The organism is Alphaproteobacteria bacterium (assembly GCA_039980135.1).
Classification (GTDB): Bacteria; Pseudomonadota; Alphaproteobacteria; order UBA6615; family UBA6615; genus UBA8079.
Genome location: JBDXCV010000003.1, coordinates 226903 through 246986, shown reverse-complemented (window position 1 = coordinate 246986; position 20084 = coordinate 226903). Strand labels below are relative to the sequence as shown.

General features: G+C 64.6%; 19 protein-coding genes. 11 read left to right on the top strand and 8 right to left on the bottom strand.

Annotated elements, in window-relative coordinates:
• The first annotated feature begins 71 nt into the window (after positions 1-71).
• Positions 72-1457 carry a heterodisulfide reductase-related iron-sulfur binding cluster gene (locus ABJ363_03080; GenBank protein MEP4377958.1) on the top strand — a complete coding sequence of 462 codons (1386 nt, stop codon included), beginning with the start codon at positions 72-74 and terminating at the stop codon, positions 1455-1457.
• A 14-nt stretch (positions 1458-1471) separates the two neighbouring features.
• A complete protein-coding gene (locus ABJ363_03075) occupies positions 1472-2080 on the top strand; it encodes a DUF3501 family protein (GenBank protein MEP4377957.1) in 609 nt (202 codons plus the stop codon).
• A 26-nt stretch (positions 2081-2106) separates the two neighbouring features.
• On the opposite strand, the gene ABJ363_03070 is transcribed toward ABJ363_03075, so the two are convergent.
• Positions 2107-2652 carry an SH3 domain-containing protein gene (locus tag ABJ363_03070; protein ID MEP4377956.1) on the bottom strand — a complete coding sequence of 182 codons (546 nt, stop codon included), beginning with the start codon at positions 2650-2652 and terminating at the stop codon, positions 2107-2109.
• 181 nt (positions 2653-2833) lie between these two features.
• On the opposite strand from ABJ363_03070, the gene ABJ363_03065 reads away from it, so the two are divergent.
• On the top strand, positions 2834-3820 hold the full coding sequence (locus ABJ363_03065) for a D-glycerate dehydrogenase (protein MEP4377955.1): 987 nt from the start codon (positions 2834-2836) through the stop codon (positions 3818-3820).
• A 6-nt stretch (positions 3821-3826) separates the two neighbouring features.
• On the opposite strand, the gene moeB is transcribed toward ABJ363_03065, so the two are convergent.
• From moeB to ABJ363_03030, 7 genes are all read right to left on the bottom strand, one after another.
• Complete coding sequence (moeB, locus tag ABJ363_03060) at positions 3827-4594, bottom strand: molybdopterin-synthase adenylyltransferase MoeB (protein MEP4377954.1); 768 nt, start codon at positions 4592-4594, stop codon at positions 3827-3829.
• A 9-nt stretch (positions 4595-4603) separates the two neighbouring features.
• Positions 4604-5575: a cysteine synthase A gene (gene cysK, locus ABJ363_03055; GenBank protein ID MEP4377953.1), complete on the bottom strand. Its 972-nt coding sequence runs from the start codon at positions 5573-5575 to the stop codon at positions 4604-4606.
• A gap of 36 nt (positions 5576-5611) precedes the next feature.
• The gene (locus ABJ363_03050) at positions 5612-6067 is read right to left on the bottom strand and encodes an Rrf2 family transcriptional regulator (protein MEP4377952.1); all 456 of its coding nucleotides are present in this window, start codon (positions 6065-6067) and stop codon (positions 5612-5614) included.
• A 3-nt stretch (positions 6068-6070) separates the two neighbouring features.
• On the bottom strand, positions 6071-6553 hold the full coding sequence (dut, locus tag ABJ363_03045; GenBank protein ID MEP4377951.1) for a dUTP diphosphatase: 483 nt from the start codon (positions 6551-6553) through the stop codon (positions 6071-6073).
• Entirely contained in the window at positions 6550-7755 is a 1206-nt protein-coding gene (gene coaBC / locus ABJ363_03040; protein MEP4377950.1) for a bifunctional phosphopantothenoylcysteine decarboxylase/phosphopantothenate--cysteine ligase CoaBC, read from the bottom strand. The genes dut and coaBC overlap by 4 nt, the downstream gene beginning before the upstream one ends.
• Before the next feature lie 148 nt (positions 7756-7903).
• Positions 7904-9478, bottom strand: coding sequence for a 2-polyprenylphenol 6-hydroxylase (gene ubiB / locus ABJ363_03035; GenBank protein ID MEP4377949.1), 1575 nt, complete (start codon positions 9476-9478; stop codon positions 7904-7906).
• A gap of 6 nt (positions 9479-9484) precedes the next feature.
• A complete protein-coding gene (locus ABJ363_03030) occupies positions 9485-10261 on the bottom strand; it encodes a class I SAM-dependent methyltransferase (protein MEP4377948.1) in 777 nt (258 codons plus the stop codon).
• Positions 10262-10370: 109 nt separating this feature from the next.
• Here ABJ363_03030 and mutM point away from each other — a divergent pair, with 109 nt between their 5' ends.
• From mutM to gyrB, 8 genes are all read left to right on the top strand, one after another.
• Positions 10371-11249, top strand: a complete 879-nt coding sequence (gene mutM / locus ABJ363_03025; protein ID MEP4377947.1) for a bifunctional DNA-formamidopyrimidine glycosylase/DNA-(apurinic or apyrimidinic site) lyase — start codon at positions 10371-10373, stop codon at positions 11247-11249.
• A 15-nt stretch (positions 11250-11264) separates the two neighbouring features.
• Positions 11265-11657, top strand: coding sequence for a hypothetical protein (locus ABJ363_03020; protein ID MEP4377946.1), 393 nt, complete (start codon positions 11265-11267; stop codon positions 11655-11657).
• 86 nt (positions 11658-11743) lie between these two features.
• On the top strand, positions 11744-12520 hold the full coding sequence (locus ABJ363_03015) for an enoyl-CoA hydratase (GenBank protein MEP4377945.1): 777 nt from the start codon (positions 11744-11746) through the stop codon (positions 12518-12520).
• Between the two features lie 140 nt (positions 12521-12660).
• Positions 12661-12924, top strand: a complete 264-nt coding sequence (gene rpsT, locus ABJ363_03010; GenBank protein ID MEP4377944.1) for a 30S ribosomal protein S20 — start codon at positions 12661-12663, stop codon at positions 12922-12924.
• A gap of 623 nt (positions 12925-13547) precedes the next feature.
• The gene (gene dnaA / locus ABJ363_03005; GenBank protein MEP4377943.1) at positions 13548-14975 is read left to right on the top strand and encodes a chromosomal replication initiator protein DnaA; all 1428 of its coding nucleotides are present in this window, start codon (positions 13548-13550) and stop codon (positions 14973-14975) included.
• A 249-nt stretch (positions 14976-15224) separates the two neighbouring features.
• Positions 15225-16343, top strand: coding sequence for a DNA polymerase III subunit beta (gene dnaN / locus ABJ363_03000; protein ID MEP4377942.1), 1119 nt, complete (start codon positions 15225-15227; stop codon positions 16341-16343).
• A 15-nt stretch (positions 16344-16358) separates the two neighbouring features.
• Positions 16359-17579 carry a DNA replication/repair protein RecF gene (gene recF, locus ABJ363_02995; GenBank protein MEP4377941.1) on the top strand — a complete coding sequence of 407 codons (1221 nt, stop codon included), beginning with the start codon at positions 16359-16361 and terminating at the stop codon, positions 17577-17579.
• Positions 17576-20065 (top strand): DNA topoisomerase (ATP-hydrolyzing) subunit B, encoded by a 2490-nt coding sequence (gene gyrB / locus ABJ363_02990; protein MEP4377940.1) that lies wholly within the window; start codon positions 17576-17578, stop codon positions 20063-20065. Before recF ends, gyrB begins: the two co-directional genes overlap by 4 nt.
• The last annotated feature ends 19 nt before the right edge of the window (positions 20066-20084 follow it).

The following is a 20084-nucleotide window of genomic DNA, read 5'->3' as shown; positions in this document are numbered from 1 at the left end:
GACCTGCCGCGCGAACATGGCGGGCGGGATGCGGGGAAGTTGCGCCCCGGCACATGCGCGGAGATGAAACGATGACGGACGAGAGCACCGGTTCCACGCCACGCGAAGGCAGTCTCGATGCACCCACCCGTCACCCGCTCGGCTGGCAGGAAGTGGATTTCTTCGACGAGGCGAAGCTCGACGCGGAGCTGCGCCGGGTCTTCGATATCTGTCACGGCTGCCGGCGCTGCTTCAATCTCTGCGATTCCTTCCCGCGCCTGTTCGACCTGATCGACGAGTCGGAAACGGGCGAACTCGACAGCGTGGACAGCGCCGACTTCACGCCCGTCGTGGACGCCTGCACGCTGTGCGACATGTGTTACATGACCAAGTGCCCCTACGTGCCGCCCCACGAGTTCAACCTGGATTTCCCCCATCTGATGCTGCGCGCCCGCGCCATCGAGGCGAAAAAGGGCGGTGTCGGATGGAACGAGAAGCAGCTGATCCAGACCGACCGGAATGGCCGGCTCGCCGGCAAGGTGTCGGGCCTCGCCAACTGGGGCTTGGACCGGAAGAACAAGCTGACCCGACCGCTCATTGAGAAGATCGCGGGCGTACATCGCGACGCCGACCTGCCGAAATATGCCCCGGCTTCCAAGACCTTCGTCCGCCAGGCCGACAACACACCGCCCGAGGTCAATACGGCGGCGCCTGCCTACGGTCGCGAGGCGGTGCTCTATGCCACCTGTTTCGTGAACTACAACAAGCCCGACACGGGCGTCCTGGCCCAGCGGATTCTCGCCCATAACGGCGTAGCGACCAGCGCCCTGCATCCGAGTTGCTGCGGCATGCCCCAGCTCGAACAGGGGCAACTCGACGAGGTCTCCGCCATGGCGAAGACCGTGGCGGCGGCGTTCAGGCCTCATGTGGATGCCGGAAAGAACATCATCGCGCTGACCCCGTCCTGCGCATTGATGATGAAATTCGAATGGCCGTTGATGCTACCCGACGACGCGGACGTGAAGGCGCTGTCGGCGGCGACGCGGGACATCACCGAATACATCGTCGATATCGCAAAGAACGAAGGGCTGGTCGACGGGCTTTCGGCCCTGCCCGAACCGGTGGCGCTGCATCTGGCCTGCCATGCGCGGGCCCAGAATATGGGCCAGAAAGCCGCGGAAATGCTGCGATTTATCCCCGATGCCGACCTCAAGGTGATCGAGCGCTGCTCCGGCCATGGCGGGTCATGGGGAATCATGAAGGAGAATTTCGAGACCGCGCTCAAGGTCGGTCGCCCCGTCGTGCGACAGGCAAAAGAGAGCCGCTACATCGTGTCGGAATGCCCGCTGGCGGCGGATCACATCCTGCAGGGCATCGAGCGCCAGCTCGACGAAGGCCAGACCGCCCCGGCGCGCAGCTATCACCCCGTCGAATTGCTCGCGCTCGCCTATGGGCTTGCGCCCGAGCTCAGTTCCTAAGCCGGAGACGAACAATGTCCGCCACCGCATCAGCGACGCCGCGCGCGATCACGCGCGCCGACCTCATCGATATCGAAGAATATGGCCGGACCCGGAAGGAACGGCGTGCCGCGCTCGTGGCTCGCAAGAAAAACCGGCGCGTCGGACTGGGGCCGTATGCGACGGCCTATTTCGAGTGCTACGCGACCATGTGGCACCAGGTCCATGAGATGCTTTTCATCGAGCGCGGTGGCGAGGAACAGATCGACGATGAGCTGACGGCCTACAACCCGCTTATTCCCAACGGCCATGAGCTGGTCGCCACGGTCATGTTCGAGATCGATGACGAGGTGCGGCGCAAGATGGTGCTGTCGAAGCTGGGTGGCGTGGAAGAGACCGCCTTCCTGAAATTCGCCGGCGAGACGATCGAGGGCGTGCCCGAGGCCGATGTGGACCGCACCAACGCAGACGGCAAGGCGAGCTCGGTGCAGTTCATACACTTCCCGTTTACCGACGCCCAGATCGCCGCGTTCCGGCAGTCAGGCGCGGAGGTGACGCTGGGCTTCACCCATCCCGACTATGCCCATATGACGATCCTGACCGATGACGTCCGTACCGAACTGGCGGGCGACTTCGACGGCTGATTGTGTCGTCGGTTTACGGCCGACGTTCAGCGCTTGACGGTTTCGCCGTCGTAGATGCCCCAGAGTGCGGACCGGGCGATCCAGCCTTCGACCCCGTGGCTCGCGATCGCGATTCGGCACCAGGTCGCCTCGCATCCGTCGAGCGCGACGATCACGCCATCCTCCACGAATGCCGCCACCGGCGCGTCGCCCCCCGGTGCCTGCAGGACCCGCACCCGTGCGGCGGTTACCGTGGCCATCCGCTTGCCCGAAAGCATCGACTTGTGGACCCAGCCCACGGTGCCGTCCTGGACCTTGATCTGGCGCCAGTTCTCGAACTCGCCGACGACTTCGGCCGGCAGGGAGCGGCGCTGCAGCACCCAGTCGATCGGATATCGCGCACCGGGTCCGGTGCGCAGGTTGGCCTCTTTTGCGCGGATGCTGACCCAGCGCGGGATCGGCAGCCCGGACGGATTTTCCGTCCTGGCGGTCGGATTCGCCGCCTGCTGCGCCGTCACGGGTCGGGGCGCGGACATGACGAAGACCATGATCACGAAGATGCCCAGCGGGACGGAGAGGGACCGAAACAGCATGCCTAGCCGTCTATCCGAGGCGCGCGCGGCGGTCAAGCGCGCGAAATGGCGGTGTAAAATACCGGTGCGCTTGCGCTGCCCCTTGCGCAGGTCGTGCCTTCCGCGATAATCGAGGTTGAGGAGAGAAGGCGTCGGCGGGTGAACGGGAGACCGGGACCGGCGGGCGCCTGTCAGGGGGGACATGTCGGACAACAAGCCCATCGTCATCGTCACGCGCCGGCTTCCGGAGACCGCGGAAGCGCGGATGAAGGAGCTGTTCGACACGCGCCTGAACGACAGCGACACGCCAATGAGCGAGGCCGCACTGGTGGACGCAATGCGCGATGCCGACGTGCTCGTGCCGACCGTGACCGACCATATCAACGCGCGGGTCATCGGCGAGGCGGGTGAGCGCCTGAAGCTGATCGCCAACTATGGCAACGGCATCGACAATATCGACCTGCCCGCCGCGCGCGAACGGGGCATCACCGTCACCAACACGCCCGGTGTTCTGACGGAGGATACGGCCGACATGACCATGGCGCTGATCCTGGCGGTGCCGCGCCGGCTCCATGAGGGCGCCCAGCTGATCCGCTCGGGCGACTGGCAGGGCTGGTCGCCGACCCTGCTGCCGGGCAGCCGGATCTGGGGCAAGCGCCTGGGGATCATCGGCATGGGCCGGATCGGGACCGCGCTGGCCCGCCGGGCCCGGGGCTTCGGCCTCAAGATCCACTATCACAATCGCCGGCCGGCCCATCCGGATGTCGTGGACGAGCTCGACGCGACCTATTGGGAATCTCTCGACCAGATGCTGGCGCGGGTCGATATCGTGTCGGTCAACTGCCCGCGTACCCCGGCGACCTATCACCTGCTGTCGCGCCGCCGGCTCGGCCTGCTTCAGCCGCACAGCTTTATCGTCAACACGTCGCGCGGCGAGGTGATCGACGAGCGCGCGCTGGGTGACATGATCGAAGCCGGTCAGATCGCCGGCGCGGGCCTGGATGTGTTCGAGCATGAACCTGCCGTCGACCCGCGCCTGATGGCCGCCGACAACGTCTTGCTGCTGCCCCATCTCAGCTCCGCCACGATCGAGGGCCGCCAGGAGATGGGCGAGAAGGTGGTGATCAACATCCGCACCTTCGTCGACGGCCACACGCCGCCCGACCGGGTGCTGGAGACGATGTTCTAGGGCGTACTAGGCGCGCGGGGTGCCGCAGACCTTACAGGCCGGGTCTTGCGGCACGTTGATCGTGTGAAAGCCCGTGTTGAGCGCGTCGTAGATCAGCATCCGCCCGGCCAGGCTCTCGCCCAGCCCGAGCAGTTCCTTGAGCACCTCGGTCGTCTGCAGTGAGCCCATGACGCCCGCCAGCGCGCCGAGAATCCCCGCCTCCTCACAGCGCGGCACCAAATCTTCGGGCGGCGCTTCGGGGAAGATACAGCGGTAGCATGCCGTGGGGCTGTCGTCGTTGCGCCGGAAGGTGAAGAGCTGGCCCTCGAAGCGCAGCATCGCGGCGGCGACCAGCGGTATGCCTGCCCGGTAGCAAAGTTCGTTCAGCAGGTAACGCGTGTCGAAATTATCCGACCCGTCGGCGACCAGATCATACCCGGCGAGGATGTCGGCGGCGTTGTCCGCATCGAGGCGTACATCATGGGTGATCACATTTATGCCCGGGTTGAGGGCCGCGATCGTTTGCTTGGCGGAGTCGGTCTTCTGCCGGCCCACAGAGCCGGTGGCGTGGACGATCTGGCGCTGCAGATTGGTCAGGTCGACCTCGTCGTCATCGACGATGCCCAATGTGCCAACACCGGCGGCCGCGAGATACATGAGCAGGGGCGCCCCCAGTCCGCCCGCGCCGACCACCAGCACACGGGACTCGAGCAGCTTCTCCTGCCCCTCCTCACCGACCTCGTCGAGGATCAGGTGGCGGGCGTAGCGGTGAAACTGCTCGTCGTTTAACTCCATAAGCCGTGCTCAAAGCCCCTCGAACAGCGCGGTCGAAAGATAACGCTCGGCGAAGGACGGCAGGATCACGACCATCAGCTTGCCCGCCATCTCGTCGCGCGCACCCACCTCGATCGCGGCGGCCAGTGCGGCCCCCGACGAGATGCCCACCGGGATGCCCTCAATGCTCGCCAGTTTGCGCGCCGTCACGAAGGCCGTCTCGTTGGCGATCGGCAGCACCTCGTCGTAGATCTTCGTGTTGAGGATGTCCGGCACGAAGCCGGTACCGATCCCCTGGAGCATGTGGGGACCCGCCGGGCCGCCCGACAGGACCGCGCTGTCCTCGGGCTCCACGGCGATCACATGCAGGTTCGGGTTGCGTTCCTTCAGCACCTCGGCGGTGCCGGTGATGGTGCCGCCGGTGCCCACGCCGGCCACGAACACGTCGACCGCACCGCCGGTGTCTTTCCAGATTTCCTCCGCCGTGGTGTGCCGGTGAACCTCCGGGTTCGCCGGGTTCTGGAACTGCTGCAGCATGACCGCGTTGTCGGTCGTGTCGACGATCTCCTGGGCCTTTTCGATGGCGCCGGGCATGCGGTCGGCGGCCGGGGTCAGGACCAGCTCGGCGCCGAGCAGGGCCAGCATCTTGCGACGCTCCTGGGACATGGAATCGGGCATGACAAGAATGCAGCGATAGCCGCGCGCCGCACAGACAAACGCCAGCGCGATGCCCGTGTTGCCCGAGGTGGGCTCGACGATCACCGAACCGGGGCCGATTTTTCCTTCGGCCTCGGCGGCGGAAATCATCGCATTGCCGATCCGGTCCTTGACCGAGGCAAGCGGGTTGAAGAATTCGAGCTTGGCGACGAGATCGGCCTTGCAGCCGGCGTCCGCCGCGAAGCGGGGAATGCGGACGAGCGGGGTGGCGCCGATCGTGTCGACGACCGAATCATAGATGCGGCCGCGGAATTCGGCGGGCGGGTTCTGGTTGGCAGTGGACATGAAGCTGGATTCCGTGAATTCGGGTTTGGCTGGCGACTATATCGTGTAATCGATCCGATCCGGTTCTTCGCTCTCGACCCCCGCGTCGCGGGCGCGGTTGCAGAGATCCTGGATGGTAATTTTCTCAAGCTGTTCCATGCAATCGTCGGCCATCTCGCGCCACAGGGGCCGCACGACCTTGAGGCCGAGTGGTGAGCCATCGTCCGCGTCGGTCGGGTCGTCGCGGGCCTCCATTTCGAGGATGACCCGGACGATGTCGGCCAATGTGATGCGGCGGCGTTCGCGGGCCAGCCGGTAGCCGCCGCGCGGGCCACGCACGCCGGTCAGCACGCCGGCGCGGACGAGGTTCTGCAGCACCTGCTCGAGATAGCGCCGCGGAATGCCCTGGCGACGTGTGATCTCGCGGCTCTGCACCGGTGCCGGCCCGGCGTGATAGGCGATGTCGAGCACGGCCTCGATGGCAAACAGGGTCTTTCGCGACAAACGGAACATCGATCAGCTCTTCTTGTTCTTGTCGGCGGCGCCCGTCGTACCTGTCGAGCCGAAGCCGGCCGCGCCGCGCGCGGTGTCGGACAGATTGTCGGTCTCGACCCAACGGGCCTGGGTCACGGGCGCGATCACCATCTGGGCGACCCGCATGCCCCGGTCCACGGTGAAGGCTTCGGTGCCGTGATTGATCAAAATCACACCGACCTCGCCGCGATAATCGGCATCGATGGTCCCCGGCGCGTTCACCAGCGAGATGCCGTTGCGCAGCGCCAGGCCCGAGCGCGGCCGCACCTGGGCCTCATGGCCGGATGGCAGCGCGATCGCCACGCCGGTCGGGATCAGCGCGCGTTCGCCGGGCGCGAGCACCACATCTTCCGTCACCGCGGCGCGCAGATCCATGCCGGCGGCGTCGGCGGTTTCATAGGAGGGCAGTTCGAGATCGGCCCCGTGGGGCAGGCGCGTGACCGCAACGTTGACCGGTCCGCTCATTCGCTTGTCTCCAGTTTCTCTGCAATGCGATCAGCCAGGCGGTTGGCGACATCGGTCTTTGACATGCGCGGCCAGTCCTCGACCCCTTCGGCGCTGACCAGATGGATCGTGTTGTCGGCGCCGCCGAATGTGCCCGTCTCGGGCGATACGTCATTGGCGAGGATCCAGTCGCAGCCCTTGCGTTCGCGCTTGGCGCGGGCGTGCTCGACCACCTGCTCGGTCTCGGCCGCGAAACCGATGACGAGACCGGGCCGGGTGTTGGCCGCTGCCGCGAGGCTCGCGAGAATGTCGGGATTCTCCGCCATCTCGAGCGCCGGCGGGCCGGCGCCGTTCTTCTTGAGTTTCTCGTTGGCCATCCTGGCGACCCGCCAGTCGGCGACGGCGGCGGCACATACGGCAACATCGGCAGGCAGGGCGGCCTCACAGGCGGCCAGCATGTCGCGCGCGCTCTCGACGCGGACAACGGTCACGCCGGGCGGGTCGGGCAGGCTGGTCGGGCCGGATACGAGTGTCGTCTCCGCGCCCCGGCCGGCCAGCGCCGCGGCGATCGCATGGCCCTGGCGGCCCGACGAGCGATTGGCGATGTAGCGCACCGGGTCGATCGGCTCATGGGTCGGGCCGCTGGTGACGAGCGCACGCCGGCCCGAGAGCGGTGCGCTAGTTTGAAAAAAATCCGATACCGCCGCGGCGATGTCATCGGGTTCCGAAAGCCGCCCGAGGCCATACTCGCCGCAGGCCATGTCGCCTTCCGTCGGGCCGACCACATGGACGCCGCGTGCGCGCAGGGTTTCGAGATTGGCCTGGGTGGCGGCATGTTCCCACATCCGTACATTCATCGCCGGCGCGACCATGACGTCCTTGTCGGTGGCGAGCAGCACGGTCGAGGCCAGATCGTCGGCCTGTCCGTGGGTCATCTTGGCCAGCAGATCGGCGGTGGCGGGGGCCACGACCAGCAAATCCGCATCGCGGGAAAGCTGGATATGGCCCATCTCGGCCTCGTCGGTGAGAGAGAACAGCTCGGTATAGACCTTGTCCTCGCTCAGCGCCGCGAGCGACAGCGGCGTCACGAACTGTGCACCACCGCGGGTCAGGACGCAGCGTACGGCTGCGCCGCGCTCGCGCAGGCGGCGTACAAGCTCCAGCGCCTTGTAGGCGGCAATGCCACCGCTGACGATCAGCAGGATACGTTTGCCATGCAACATCGGGAGAATCTCCACATACAGCCCCGACCGGGGGGCGAGCGATTAATCTACGAAGATTGTATGTAGATAGATAGGTTTTTCCCGCATCGCAGCAAGTCCGCTGCAAGATCGCGGCAATAACGGCGTGAGCGCGGTTTATGGCTCGGACCTATGTCAGGAGCTCCGCGAGAATCAGGCCCGCGAGCACGGCCACCGCCACCCATAGTGGCCATTGGGGCGCACCGCTGCGCCCAAGGTCGAGTTTGACCTCGCCATCGGCAATGCGCGTGGCGGCCTGCTCGACGGCCTCGACGGCCTTCGGCAACCGGGTGGCGGCATGGATCACATCGGCGGTTATCTCGGCCAGCCGCGCCTCGGGCCCGCGATGTTCGCGCATCCATTCCTCGACCAGGGGCAAGGCCAGTTGCCACATGTTCAGTTCCGGCGCGAGGCGCCTGCCGACCCCTTCGGCCAGCAACATGGTCTTCTGCAGCAGCAGGAGTTCGGGCTGCGCTTCCATGTCGAACCGCTCGGAGACCTGGAACAGCTGCGCCAGCAGCCGGGCAATGGATATCTCGCTCGGCGGGCGGTCGAAGATCGGCTCTCCGATCGCGCGGATCGCCTGGTGGAACACCTGACGGTCCGTGCCGGCCGGGACGTAGTTCGCCTGGAAGTGAACATCCGCGACGCGTTCATAGTCACCGGTGACGAAGCCGAGCAGCATGTCGGCCAGGAAATAGCGCGTGCGCCGGTCGATCCGGCCCATGATCCCGAAATCGACGACGCACAGCGCCCCATCGTCGCGCACGAAGGCGTTGCCCGGGTGCATGTCGGCGTGGAAGAAGCCGTCGCGGAAGACTTGCAGGAAAAAGGATTCCGATGCCTTGCGCACGATCGCTTCGCGGTCGTGTCCGGCCGCGACCAGATCGTCCACGTCATTCACCGGGATGCCGGATATCCACTCGGTCGTCAGGACCCGGCGCCCGGTCCGCTCCCAGTCGATCATGGGGACGACATACATCGGGTCGTCCTCGAAATTGCCGTGCAGCTCCGACGCGGCCGCGCCTTCCATGCGCAGATCCATTTCCCAGCGCAGGCTTTCGGCGAAGGTCTCGACCGCGACCACCGGTTTCAGCCGGCGCAGGCGCGGCTGGGTCGTCTCGGCGATGTCGGCGATCCAGCGGAACAGGTCGAGATCGCGCTCAACGGCGCGCTCGATGCCCGGTCGCAGGACCTTGACCGCGACGTCCCTGGTTTCCGGGCGGTCCTCGGCGGCGTTTGTGTCCTCATCGGACGCCGGCAGGCGAACACGGGCCGCGTGAACCTGCGCGATCGAGGCCGCTGCCACGGGCGTGTCCTCGAAATGTTCGAACATGTCGGCGACCGGCCGATCGAACTCGGCCTCGATGGCGGCGCGTGCCGCGGCACTCGAGAAGGGCGGCAGCCTGTCCTGCAGGCTCGAAAGATCATTGGCGATGCTCTCGCCGACCAGGTCGGGGCGTGTGGAGAGCATCTGGCCGAACTTGATGAAACTGGGGCCGAGATCCTGCAGCGCGCGGGCCAGGCGTTCGCCGGGCCGCAGGTCGCGGATGCCCGGGGCGGTGCGGAAACCCGACAGGACACGCGCGGCAAACACAAGGCCGCCTGTGGCGGGCAGCCAGTCGGCGGGGAACAGCGCGTCATAGCGCGCCAGGGTGCGCGCGATCGCGATCAGCCTGAAGATGTTTCGCAGAGCCCGCAGCATCGCCGTTCAGATCCGGCGGGCTGTGTGAATGGCCGCGATACCGCCCGACAGGTTTCGGACCCGGACGGATTCCAGCCCCGCCTCGCGGATCAACTCGCGATAGGCATCCTGATTGGGGAATTGGCGAATGCTTTCGGCGAGATAGCGGTAGGCGGCCTCGTCGCGCGCGACCCTTTTGCCGAGCCAGGGAAGGACCGAAAAGGAGTAGCGGTCGTAGACTTCGTCCAGCACGGGCAGGACAACCTGGCTGAATTCGAGACACAGGAACTGGCCGCCGGGGCGCAGGACGCGGCGCGCCTCGGCCAGAGCGGCCGGAATGTCGGTGACGTTGCGCATGCCGAAGGCGATCGTATAGACGTCGAAGCTCGAATCCGGTGCGGGCAGCGCTTCTGCGTCCCCGCAGACCCAGCGGATGCCGTCGTCACGATCGAGAATCCCGCGATCGATCGCGCGGTCCCGGCCGACCGCCAGCATGTCGGCGTTGATATCGCAGACCGTGATACGCGTGCCCGGGCGCGCCTTTTCGCGGATTCGGAATGCGATGTCGCCCGTGCCGCCCGCTACATCGACGGTCCGCAGATCGGGCCGCCGGGCGACCATGCCGACGAAGACCGATTTCCAGAGCCTGTGGACCCCCATGCTCATCAGGTCGTTCATCAGGTCGTAGCTGCCGGCGACGGAGGAGAAGACATCGCGCACACGTCCGCTCTTCTCCGAGACGGGGACGTCTTCGAAGCCAAAATGCGTGGTGTCGTGCGGCGATTTGGGGCCAGGTTCGCGCATAGCCGGGCGAACATATCGGACGAGGGCCTCGGGCGGCAAAAGAAAAGCCGCCCTGCGACCATCTGCGTGATAAGACAGGCACGCCTGAGATCCGCCGCCGGATGCCGATATGCCTGAATTGCCCGAAGTCGAAACTGTCGTTCGCGGCCTGCGTCCCGCGCTCGAGGGCAAGCGCCTCACACGGGTCGAGCTGCGCCGGCCCGACCTGCGATTCCCCTTTCCCGAAGGCTTTTCCGACCGGTTGACCGGCCGGAAAGTGACCGAAGTCGTGCGGCGGGCGAAATACATTCTGATCCGGCTCGACAGTGGTGAGACGTGGCTCGCCCATCTCGGCATGTCCGGTCGTTTCACGGTGACACCCGGTGCGGCTGCCTCGTCGGGGCAGGCCGGGCACAATTCCGGCTGGGCACTGGCGGAGAAACACGACCATGTTCTGGTTGAGGCCGAGGATGGCGGGCGGGTCGTTTATAACGACACGCGCCGGTTCGGTTTCATGGACCTGATCGCCCCCGGCGGCGAGGCGGCGAGCCCGCATCTGCGCACACTCGGCCCGGAGCCCCTGTCGGAGGCGTTCTCCAGCGGTTATCTGGCCGGGATGCTGCGCGGCAAACGGACCCCGATCAAGGCGGCATTGCTCGATCAGCGGGTCGTTGCCGGGATCGGCAATATCTATGCCTGCGAAGCCCTTTGGCGCGCCGGAATCAGTCCCCGGCGCAGCGCACACACGGTCGCGGGCGGCCGTGCCGAACGCCTTGTCGGCGCGGTCCGTGATGTGCTGGCCGAGGCGATCGAGGCCGGCGGGTCGTCGTTGCGCGATTATGTCCACACGGATGGGGAGCTCGGATACTTCCAGCATCGCTGGGCGGTCTATGACCGGGCCGGTGAGACTTGCGCCAAATGCGCCGATGCGGGGTTTGAGGACTGCCGCATCGCCCGAATCGTTCAATCCGGTCGGTCCACTTTCTATTGCTCTCGGCAGCAACGGTGAGCTAAGAGCGGCTTTATGTTGCTTTGCACAATAACCCTCCCGCGTGTTGCGGCGGCGCTGATGTCGGCGTTGCTCGTGCTGGCCATGCCGGCCGGCCCGGTTGCAGCACAAGGGCCGTCCTATCTCGCGGATGTCGATGATTTGCCCCTGGCGCCCGGGCTGATCGAGGATATGGACGCCGGGGTTGCGTTCGACAAACCCGAAGGTCGCATCGTGCAGGCGGTGGCGAGCGGGCGTGTGGACCCGGCAGGGGTGCGTGCGTTCTATGCCGAGACACTGCCGGCGCTGGGCTGGCAGCCCGGGGCCGACGGAACCTGGGCACGCGGCGCGGAGGTGTTGCGCGTGAATGTGGAAACCAAGGACGGCGGCGCCGTCGTCCGCTACGCCATCGCACCGGGAACGCCATAAGCGGGCGTCCGACGAAATGCGCGCACCGGGCGCCGGAATCACGGATATCGAAACTCAAACCATTTGTCAGACCGAGGAGGCCCATCATGGCCTATGAAAATATAGAAGTTGAAACCCAGGGCCATGTCGGCGTCGTCCGATTGAACCGGCCCAAGGCGCTGAACGCGCTGTGCGATGCGCTGATCGGTGAGCTTGGCCAGGCGCTCGACGCTTTCGAGGCCGACGAGAATATCGGCTGCATCGTGCTTACGGGTTCCGAGAAGGCCTTCGCGGCCGGCGCCGACATCAAGGAGATGGCGGAGAAATCATACATGGATGCCTATCTCGCCGATTTCATCACCGAGGGATGGGAGCGCGTGACCACCTGTCGCAAACCGGTCGTCGCGGCGGTGGCCGGTTATGCCCTGGGTGGCGGCTGCGAGCTGGCGATGATGTGTGATTTCGTCATTGCGGCCGACAATGCGAAGTTCGGCCAGCCCGAGATCACGATCGGCACCATTCCCGGGGCGGGTGGCACCCAGCGCCTGACGCGATTCGTCGGCAAGTCGAAGGCGATGGAAATGGTTTTGACCGGACGCATGATGGATGCCGAGGAAGCGGAGCGGGCGGGGCTTGTCAGTCGCGTGGTACCGGCGGAATCACTGATGGACGAGGCGATGCAGGCCGCGAACACCATCAGCGGCCTGTCGCGGCCGGTCGTCATGATGGCGAAAGAGGCGGTCAACCGAGCCTATGAGACTACCCTTGCCGAGGGGGTGCGTTTCGAGCGTCGCCTGTTCCATTCGACCTTCGCGACCGAGGATCAGAAGGAAGGCATGGCGGCGTTTTCAGAAAAGCGGCAACCCAACTTCAGGAATAAGTAGCGACCTGAATAGCCCGGTGGGATGAGGCCGCGCCAGACGCGGCCAAATTCCTTCCATTTTCAGGCCGTTGCGGCCTTGACGGGCCTCCAGACCCCGTCTATACACCGCGCCCAAACCCGCAATCGATCTCGAGAACCAATATGGCCAATCATCATTCGGCAAAAGTACGCATTCGTCGCAACGAGCGCCGCACCACGATCAATGGAAACCGGATCGGGCGTATCCGCACGCATGTGAAACTGGTCGAAGCCGCGATTGCCGCGGGTGACAAGCCGGCCGCGACGGCCGCGTTGCGCGCAGCGCAGCCGGAAATGCAGCGCGGGGCTCAAAAAGGTGTGATGCACGCCAACACGGTGTCGCGAAAGCTGTCTCGCTTGTCGGCTCGTATAAAGGCCTTGGCGTAACCAACGAACCTGTCAGCATTTTTGTCGACCGCGCCCACGAGGCGCGGTTTTTGTTTGCGTGCTCGGTCGCTGACCGGCGCGCGAAATTTTCGTGTTTTTTTACGCATTCGACCTTTTGACCAGTTGCTAGTCCCGGCCTCTCACGCTATGTTCCATCTTGCCTCACGGGACCGAGGACGCAGTAAATATAAAGACTCGGCCAGTGGATCATCGGATAAATACAGAAGAGGATTTCGGGAGACTAGGTTGGAACTAATACAACTAAGTCTCACGCAGGAAGATCGTGTCTGGGAGTAGTAAAAAGCCGATTATAAGTAATAAATACAAGTAAAATTGGCTTTTGGTTTGGGGTTTGACGGTTTCGTCGTCACCGCGAATTCTTTCTCGATCCTGTCGTCGTTTCGACGCTTCTATCCGGTTCCTTCACTGATGCTCGTGCGGCCCGGGGTGGACGTTGGCGTGTGTGTGGGGGTCTCCCATGACATTGTTTGGTCCGTCGAGTTGCTGCGGATGGTGTGTGTTGGCGCTGTTGAGGGGCAATGAATTTGGTGCCGTGTGACTGATCCTGGCGGAGGGCGTGCGGTGAATATTTGGTTGGTCGAGTTTGCGGAGAGTAACGCCAGATGAGTGAGCAGTGGGGGCAGAACGACGGAACTCTGACCGAGCAATGGACCCGGGTGCGCGCGAAGCTGCGCACCGATGTCGGGGAAGCAGCGTTCAACAGCTGGCTGAAGCCACTGACGCTCGGGGATTTCAATGGCGGCCGCATCCGGGTGGCCGTGCCGACGCGCTTCATGCGCGATTGGATTGACCAGAATTACGGCACGCGCCTGGCCGAGTTGTGGACGGACGAGAACGATGCGGTCCAGTCGGTCGAGATCATCGTCGAGCCGGCGCAGGCCATCGTTCAGGCCGGCGCACCGCCGCGCCAGCCGCTGGCTCAGCGCATCGAATCCGAGGCTGCGCCCCGGGATTCCGAGGCGTCCGCCGACGCCGGGTCCGGCGCCGCGGAAAACGGCTTCGGCGACATTCGCGGGTTTCTCGACGACCGGTTCAAGTTCGGCAATTTCGTGGTCGGCCGCTCCAACGAGCTGGCCCACGCGGCCGCGCGCCGGGTCGGCGAGGCAAAGACGGTCCCGTTCAACCCGCTCTTCCTGTATGGCGGTGTTGGCCTGGGCAAGACCCATCTCATGCATGCGATCGCCTGGCACCTGACCGAACGCGAGCCGCAGCGCCGGGTCCTGTATATGTCCGCCGAAAAGTTCATGTATCAGTTCATCCGGGCGCTGCGCTACCGCACGATCATGGATTTCAAGGAGCAGTTTCGCTCTGTCGATGTGCTGATGATCGATGATATCCAGTTTATCGCCGGCAAGGACTCAACCCAGGAAGAGTTCTTCCATACCTTCAATGCGCTGGTGGATCAGAACCGGCAGATTATCGTCTCGGCCGACAAGTCGCCGTCAGATCTCGAAGGCATGGAAGAGCGGCTCAAATCCCGCCTTGGCTGCGGCCTTGTCGCCGATATCCATCCGACGGATTACGAGCTGCGGCTGGGCATATTGCAGGCCAAGGCCGAGCATATCGGCGCCGAAATTCCCGACAAGGTACTCGAATTCCTCGCGCACAAGATCACCTCGAACGTGCGGGAGCTCGAAGGTGCGCTGAACCGCATCGTCGCCCACACCACGCTCGTCGGCCGGCCGGTGACCCTCGAGACCACCCAGGATGTCCTGCACGACCTGCTGCGGGCCAACGACCGGCGCGTGACGATCGAGGAAATCCAGAAGCGGGTGGCCGAACATTTCAACATCCGCCTCGCGGACATGCACTCGGCCCGACGCGCGCGCGCCGTTGCGCGGCCACGGCAGGTGGCGATGTATCTGGCCAAGCAACTGACGTCGCGTTCGCTGCCGGAGATTGGCCGGAAGTTCGGCGGGCGTGATCACACGACGGTCATGCACGCGGTTCGCAAGGTCGAGGAGTTACGCTCGGCCGACGTCGGATTCAACGAAGATGTCGAACTGCTGCGCCGGATGCTGGAAATCTGAGCGCCTCCGCATTCCGGGCCTTTTGGCAACGTATTGAAATAGAACCATTATTCAGGCTGTACGCGTAAGCGTTCGGCGGCTGATTTGCCTGACGAATCAGGCCGTATTTGCTATACTTTCCCCACTTTAGATTTTGCTCAGATTTCCCGGATTTCCGGCGCTCGCGACAAGTCAGGCAAACCGCGTCGCATCGTGCGTTACACCCCATTCCGGGGCGCCGCATCCGGAGCCAAAAAGGACCGACGAAGAATGAAACTCACCATCGAGCGCGCGACGTTCCTGAAGGCATTGGCACATGTCCAAAGCGTTGTTGAGCGACGCAATACGATCCCGATTCTCGCCAATGTCCTGCTGGACGGGAAGAATGGCAGCTTGACGCTCAGCGCGACCGACATGGATCTCGCGATCAACGAGACCGTGCCGGCCGAAACCGCCCAGGAGGGTTCGACCACCGCCCCGGCGCACACGCTCTACGATATCGTGCGCAAGTTGCCGGATGGCGCCCAGGTCGAGATCGAGACCGATGCGGCCGCCGGCCAGATGCTGATCCGGGCCGGACGTTCGAAGTTCAATCTCGCGACGCTCCCGGTCGAGGATTTCCCGACCATGAGCGGTGGCGACATGCCCCACACCTTCACCCTTGAGGCCGAAGAGTTGCGCGCCCTGGTCGATCGTACGCGTTTCGCGGTTTCGACCGAGGAAACCCGCTATTACCTCAACGGCATTTTCCTGCATGCCGCCGATCAGGACGGGACCAACGTCTTGCGCGCTGTGGCGACCGACGGGCATCGCCTGGCCCGGGTCCAGTTGCCGATGCCCGATGGCGGCGATGGCATTCCCGGCGTCATCGTGCCGCGCAAGGCCATCGGCGAATTGCGCAAGCTGATCGAGGAAACCACCGACCCGATTGAGATCGCGCTGTCCGATACGCGTATTCGCATGACCTTCGATGATGCGGTGCTGACGTCGAAGCTGATCGACGGGACCTTCCCGGACTATGAGCGGGTGATCCCGAAGGACAATGACAAGATTCTCACGGTAGACCGCGGCGTCTTCGCCCAGGCCGTGGATCGCGTTTCGACGATCTCGTCCGAGAAAAGCCGTGCCATCAAGCTGGCGGTCGGCCCGGGGCAACTGACCCTGTCGGCCACGAGTGCGGAAAATGGCAGCGCGTCGGAAGAGCTTGAGGTGGCATATGACGAGACCGAGATCGAAATCGGTTTCAATTCGCGCTACCTGCTCGATATCACCGCCCAGATCGAAAACGACAATGCGGAATTCGTATTGGCGGATGCGTCGTCACCGACGATCGTTCGCGACGGCGGAGACGAGAGCGCGCTTTATGTCCTGATGCCGATGCGCGTCTAGCCGCGCGTGGTGACAATGACCCTCGATGACAGGCCCGGTTCCGGATCAGAAGCCCAAACGGGCGGCGAATCACGGACGCCGGGACATGTCGCACGTCTGGATCTGACGAATTTTCGCAGTTATGCGGCATTGCGCCTGGATGTCGGACCGTCGCCGGTCGTGCTGACCGGCGCCAACGGGGCCGGCAAGACCAACCTGCTTGAAGCCCTGTCGTTCCTGGCCCCCGGTCGCGGCCTGCGTCGGGCCGCACTGCCGGATGTGGCGCGCGTTCATGCCGGGGCGACAGCGACGTCCTGGGCTGTGGCTGCGCGTGTCGAGGGCGCGGACGGCACGGTGGTGCTCGGCACCGGGATGGAGGCGGGCACGGGCGGCGGACCGGCCCGTCGCGCGGTGCGGATCGACGGTGAGCCGGCGCGGGGACAGGCGGCCTTCGCCGAACGGATCAGCATGATCTGGCTGGCGCCGGATATGGACCGCCTGTTCATGGAAGGCGGCAGCGCAAGGCGGCGGTTCGTGGATCGCATGGTCTATGGTTTCGACCCCGAACATGCCCGACGTATCGCGGTATACGAACAGGCCACACGCGGGCGCCAGAAACTCTTGCGCGACGGGTCGGGAGACAGTGTCTGGCTCGCGGCCGAGGAAGAAACGATGGCCACGACCGGCATCGCGATCGCCGCGGCGCGGCGCGAAGTGGTCGGGCGCCTCGACGCGGCGATCACCGCGGAGGCCGATCTCCGCGCCATGTCTTTTCCGCGTGCCGGCCTGACATTCGCCGGCGAGGTTGAAACCTGGCTTGCCGACGGACCGGCGCTCGAGGCCGAGGACCGCTTGCGCGATACGCTCGCGGCGGGGCGCGCGCGCGATGCGGATGCCGGTCGTGCGTTGCATGGCCCGCACCGCAGCGACCTGATGGCCCATAATCACGACAAGGATATGGCCGCGTCGCTTTGCTCGACGGGCGAGCAGAAGGCGTTGCTGATCGCCATCGTTCTGGCGCATGCGCATTTGCTGGGCCTGACCCGCGGTGCCCCGCCGGTGCTGCTGCTCGATGAGGTCGCCGCTCATCTCGATCAGGAACGCCGTGCCGCGCTCGCGGAACGCATCCACGCGCTCGGCGCGCAGGCCTGGCTGACCGGGACCGACCGGCGGCTTTTCGAGGCCTTCGGCCCGGACGCCCAGATATTCGACGTGAATGCCGGTGCCGTGGCGCCGGTCACAGGAGACTCGCCATGAGCGACACCCCCGAAGCCCCCGAGACGGACGACGAGACGGTCGAGCCGATCGAAACCCCGGAAGGGGAAGACGCCGAATATGGTGCCGATTCGATCAAGGTGTTGCGCGGCCTGGATGCGGTGCGCAAGCGGCCGGGCATGTACATCGGTGACACGGATGACGGGTCCGGATTGCACCACATGGTTTATGAGGTGGTCGACAACGCGATTGACGAAGCGCTCGCCGGGCACTGCGACACGGTCGATGTCACCCTCAACCCCGACGGCTCCGTAACGGTCGTCGACAACGGGCGCGGCATTCCGGTCGATATTCATGAAGAGGAAGGCGTGTCGGCGGCCGAGGTCATCATGACCCAGCTGCACGCGGGCGGAAAATTCGACCAGAATTCCTACAAGGTGTCGGGCGGCCTGCATGGGGTCGGCGTGTCGGTTGTGAACGCGCTGTCGGAATGGCTGGAGATGCGCATCTGGCGCGAAGGCAAGGAACACAAGCTGCGCTTTGCCCACGGTGAGCCCACAGATTCGCTGGAAGTGATCGGGGACGCCCCGGATGCGGATGGCAAACCGCTTACCGGCACCGAAATCACGTTCCAGCCCTCGACCGAAACCTTCACCATGATCGAGTTCGACCGCGACACGTTGGAGCACAGGCTGCGCGAGCTCGCCTTCCTGAACTCCGGCGTGACCCTCGTGCTCACCGATGCACGCGGCGTGGAGCCCATACGTTCGGAGATGTTCTACGAGGGCGGGCTCAAGGCATTCGTCGAGTATGTCGACCGCAACCGCCAGGGCATTGCGGGTGAGGTGATGCATATCATCGGCGAGAAGGAAGGCGTGGTCGTCGAGTGTGCGCTGCAGTGGAACGACAGCTATCACGAGACGATGCTGTGCTTTACGAACAACATCCCGCAGCGCGATGGCGGTACTCATCTGGCCGGATTCCGGGGCGCATTGACCCGTACGATCAACAATTATGCGAACGAAAGCGGGCTGGCGAAGAAAGCGAAACTCGCCATCACGGGTGATGACGCCCGCGAGGGTCTGACGTGCGTGTTGTCGGTCAAGGTGCCCGATCCGAAATTCTCGTCCCAGACCAAGGACAAGCTCGTCTCGTCCGAGGTGCGCCCGATCGTCGAATCGACGGTCGGTGATCGGCTGGGTCAATGGTTCGAAGAACATCCCAATGAGGCCCGTGCGGTGGTCGAAAAGATCATCGAAGCCGCAGCGGCCCGCGAGGCGGCCCGCAAGGCGCGTGAACTCACCCGCCGCAAGGGCGCGCTCGACATGGCGTCCCTCCCGGGCAAGCTCGCCGATTGCCAGGAGCGCGATCCGGAGAAGGCTGAAATGTTCATCGTCGAGGGCGACAGCGCGGGCGGCTCTGCCAAACAGGGTCGTGACCGTCGATTCCAGGCAATTCTGCCCCTGCGAGGCAAGATTCTGAACGTCGAACGCGCCCGCTTCGACAAGATGCTGTCCTCGGCCGAAATAGGCACGCTCATCACAGCCCTGGGTACCGGAATTCGCGACGACTTCAACATCGAGAAGCTGCGCTACCACAAGATCATCATCATGACCGACGCCGATGTGGACGGCTCCCATATCCGGACCCTGCTGCTGACCTTCTTCTATCGCCAGATGCCGGAAATTGTCGAACGCGGGCATCTGTATATTGCCCAGCCGCCGCTCTATCGGGTGCAGCGCGGTCAGTCGGCGGTCTATCTCAAGGACGACCGGGCGATGGAAGACTATCTGATGGACACCGGGCTGGGTGATGCCGTGCTCAATCTGAGCGATGGAACCCAGCGCTCCGGCGCCGACCTGCGGGGCCTGCTTGGTGTCGCATTGGAGGCCCGCAAGCTGATCCAGCCTTTGACGGTGTATTTGCCGAACGCCACGGTCGTGGAACAGGCGGCCATCGCCGGCGCGCTCAATCCCGAACTGATCGCCGACCGGGAACGTGCGGGCGAGGCCGCGCAGGCCATTGCCTGGATGCTTGATCGGTTGTCCGACCGGCTCGAACGCGGTTGGCAGGGCTCCCAGCGCGAGGATGGCGCGCTGGCATTCTCGCGCACACTGCGGGGGGTCACCGAAACGCTGGTGATCGACGACCGGATCATCAACTCGTCGGAGGCGCGCCGCCTGAACGAGCTTTGGGCTGATCTGCGCGACACCTATATCGAGCATTCGCGCCTCCAGGCGAAGGATCAGGAACACACGATCACCGGCCCGCTGACGTTGCTTCAGGCGGTGTTCGAGGCGGGCCGCAAGGGTATCTCGATGCAGCGCTACAAGGGGCTCGGCGAGATGAACCCGGACCAGTTGTGGGAGACCACGCTCGACCAGAATGCCCGGGCATTGCTGCAGGTCCGCGTCGCGCAGGCGGATGCGGCCGGTAACATCTTCGAGACCCTGATGGGCGATGAGGTCGAGCCGCGGCGCAACTTCATTCAGGAAAATGCGCTCAAGGTCGCGAATCTCGACGTCTAGCGCGCCACGCGTGTTTTGC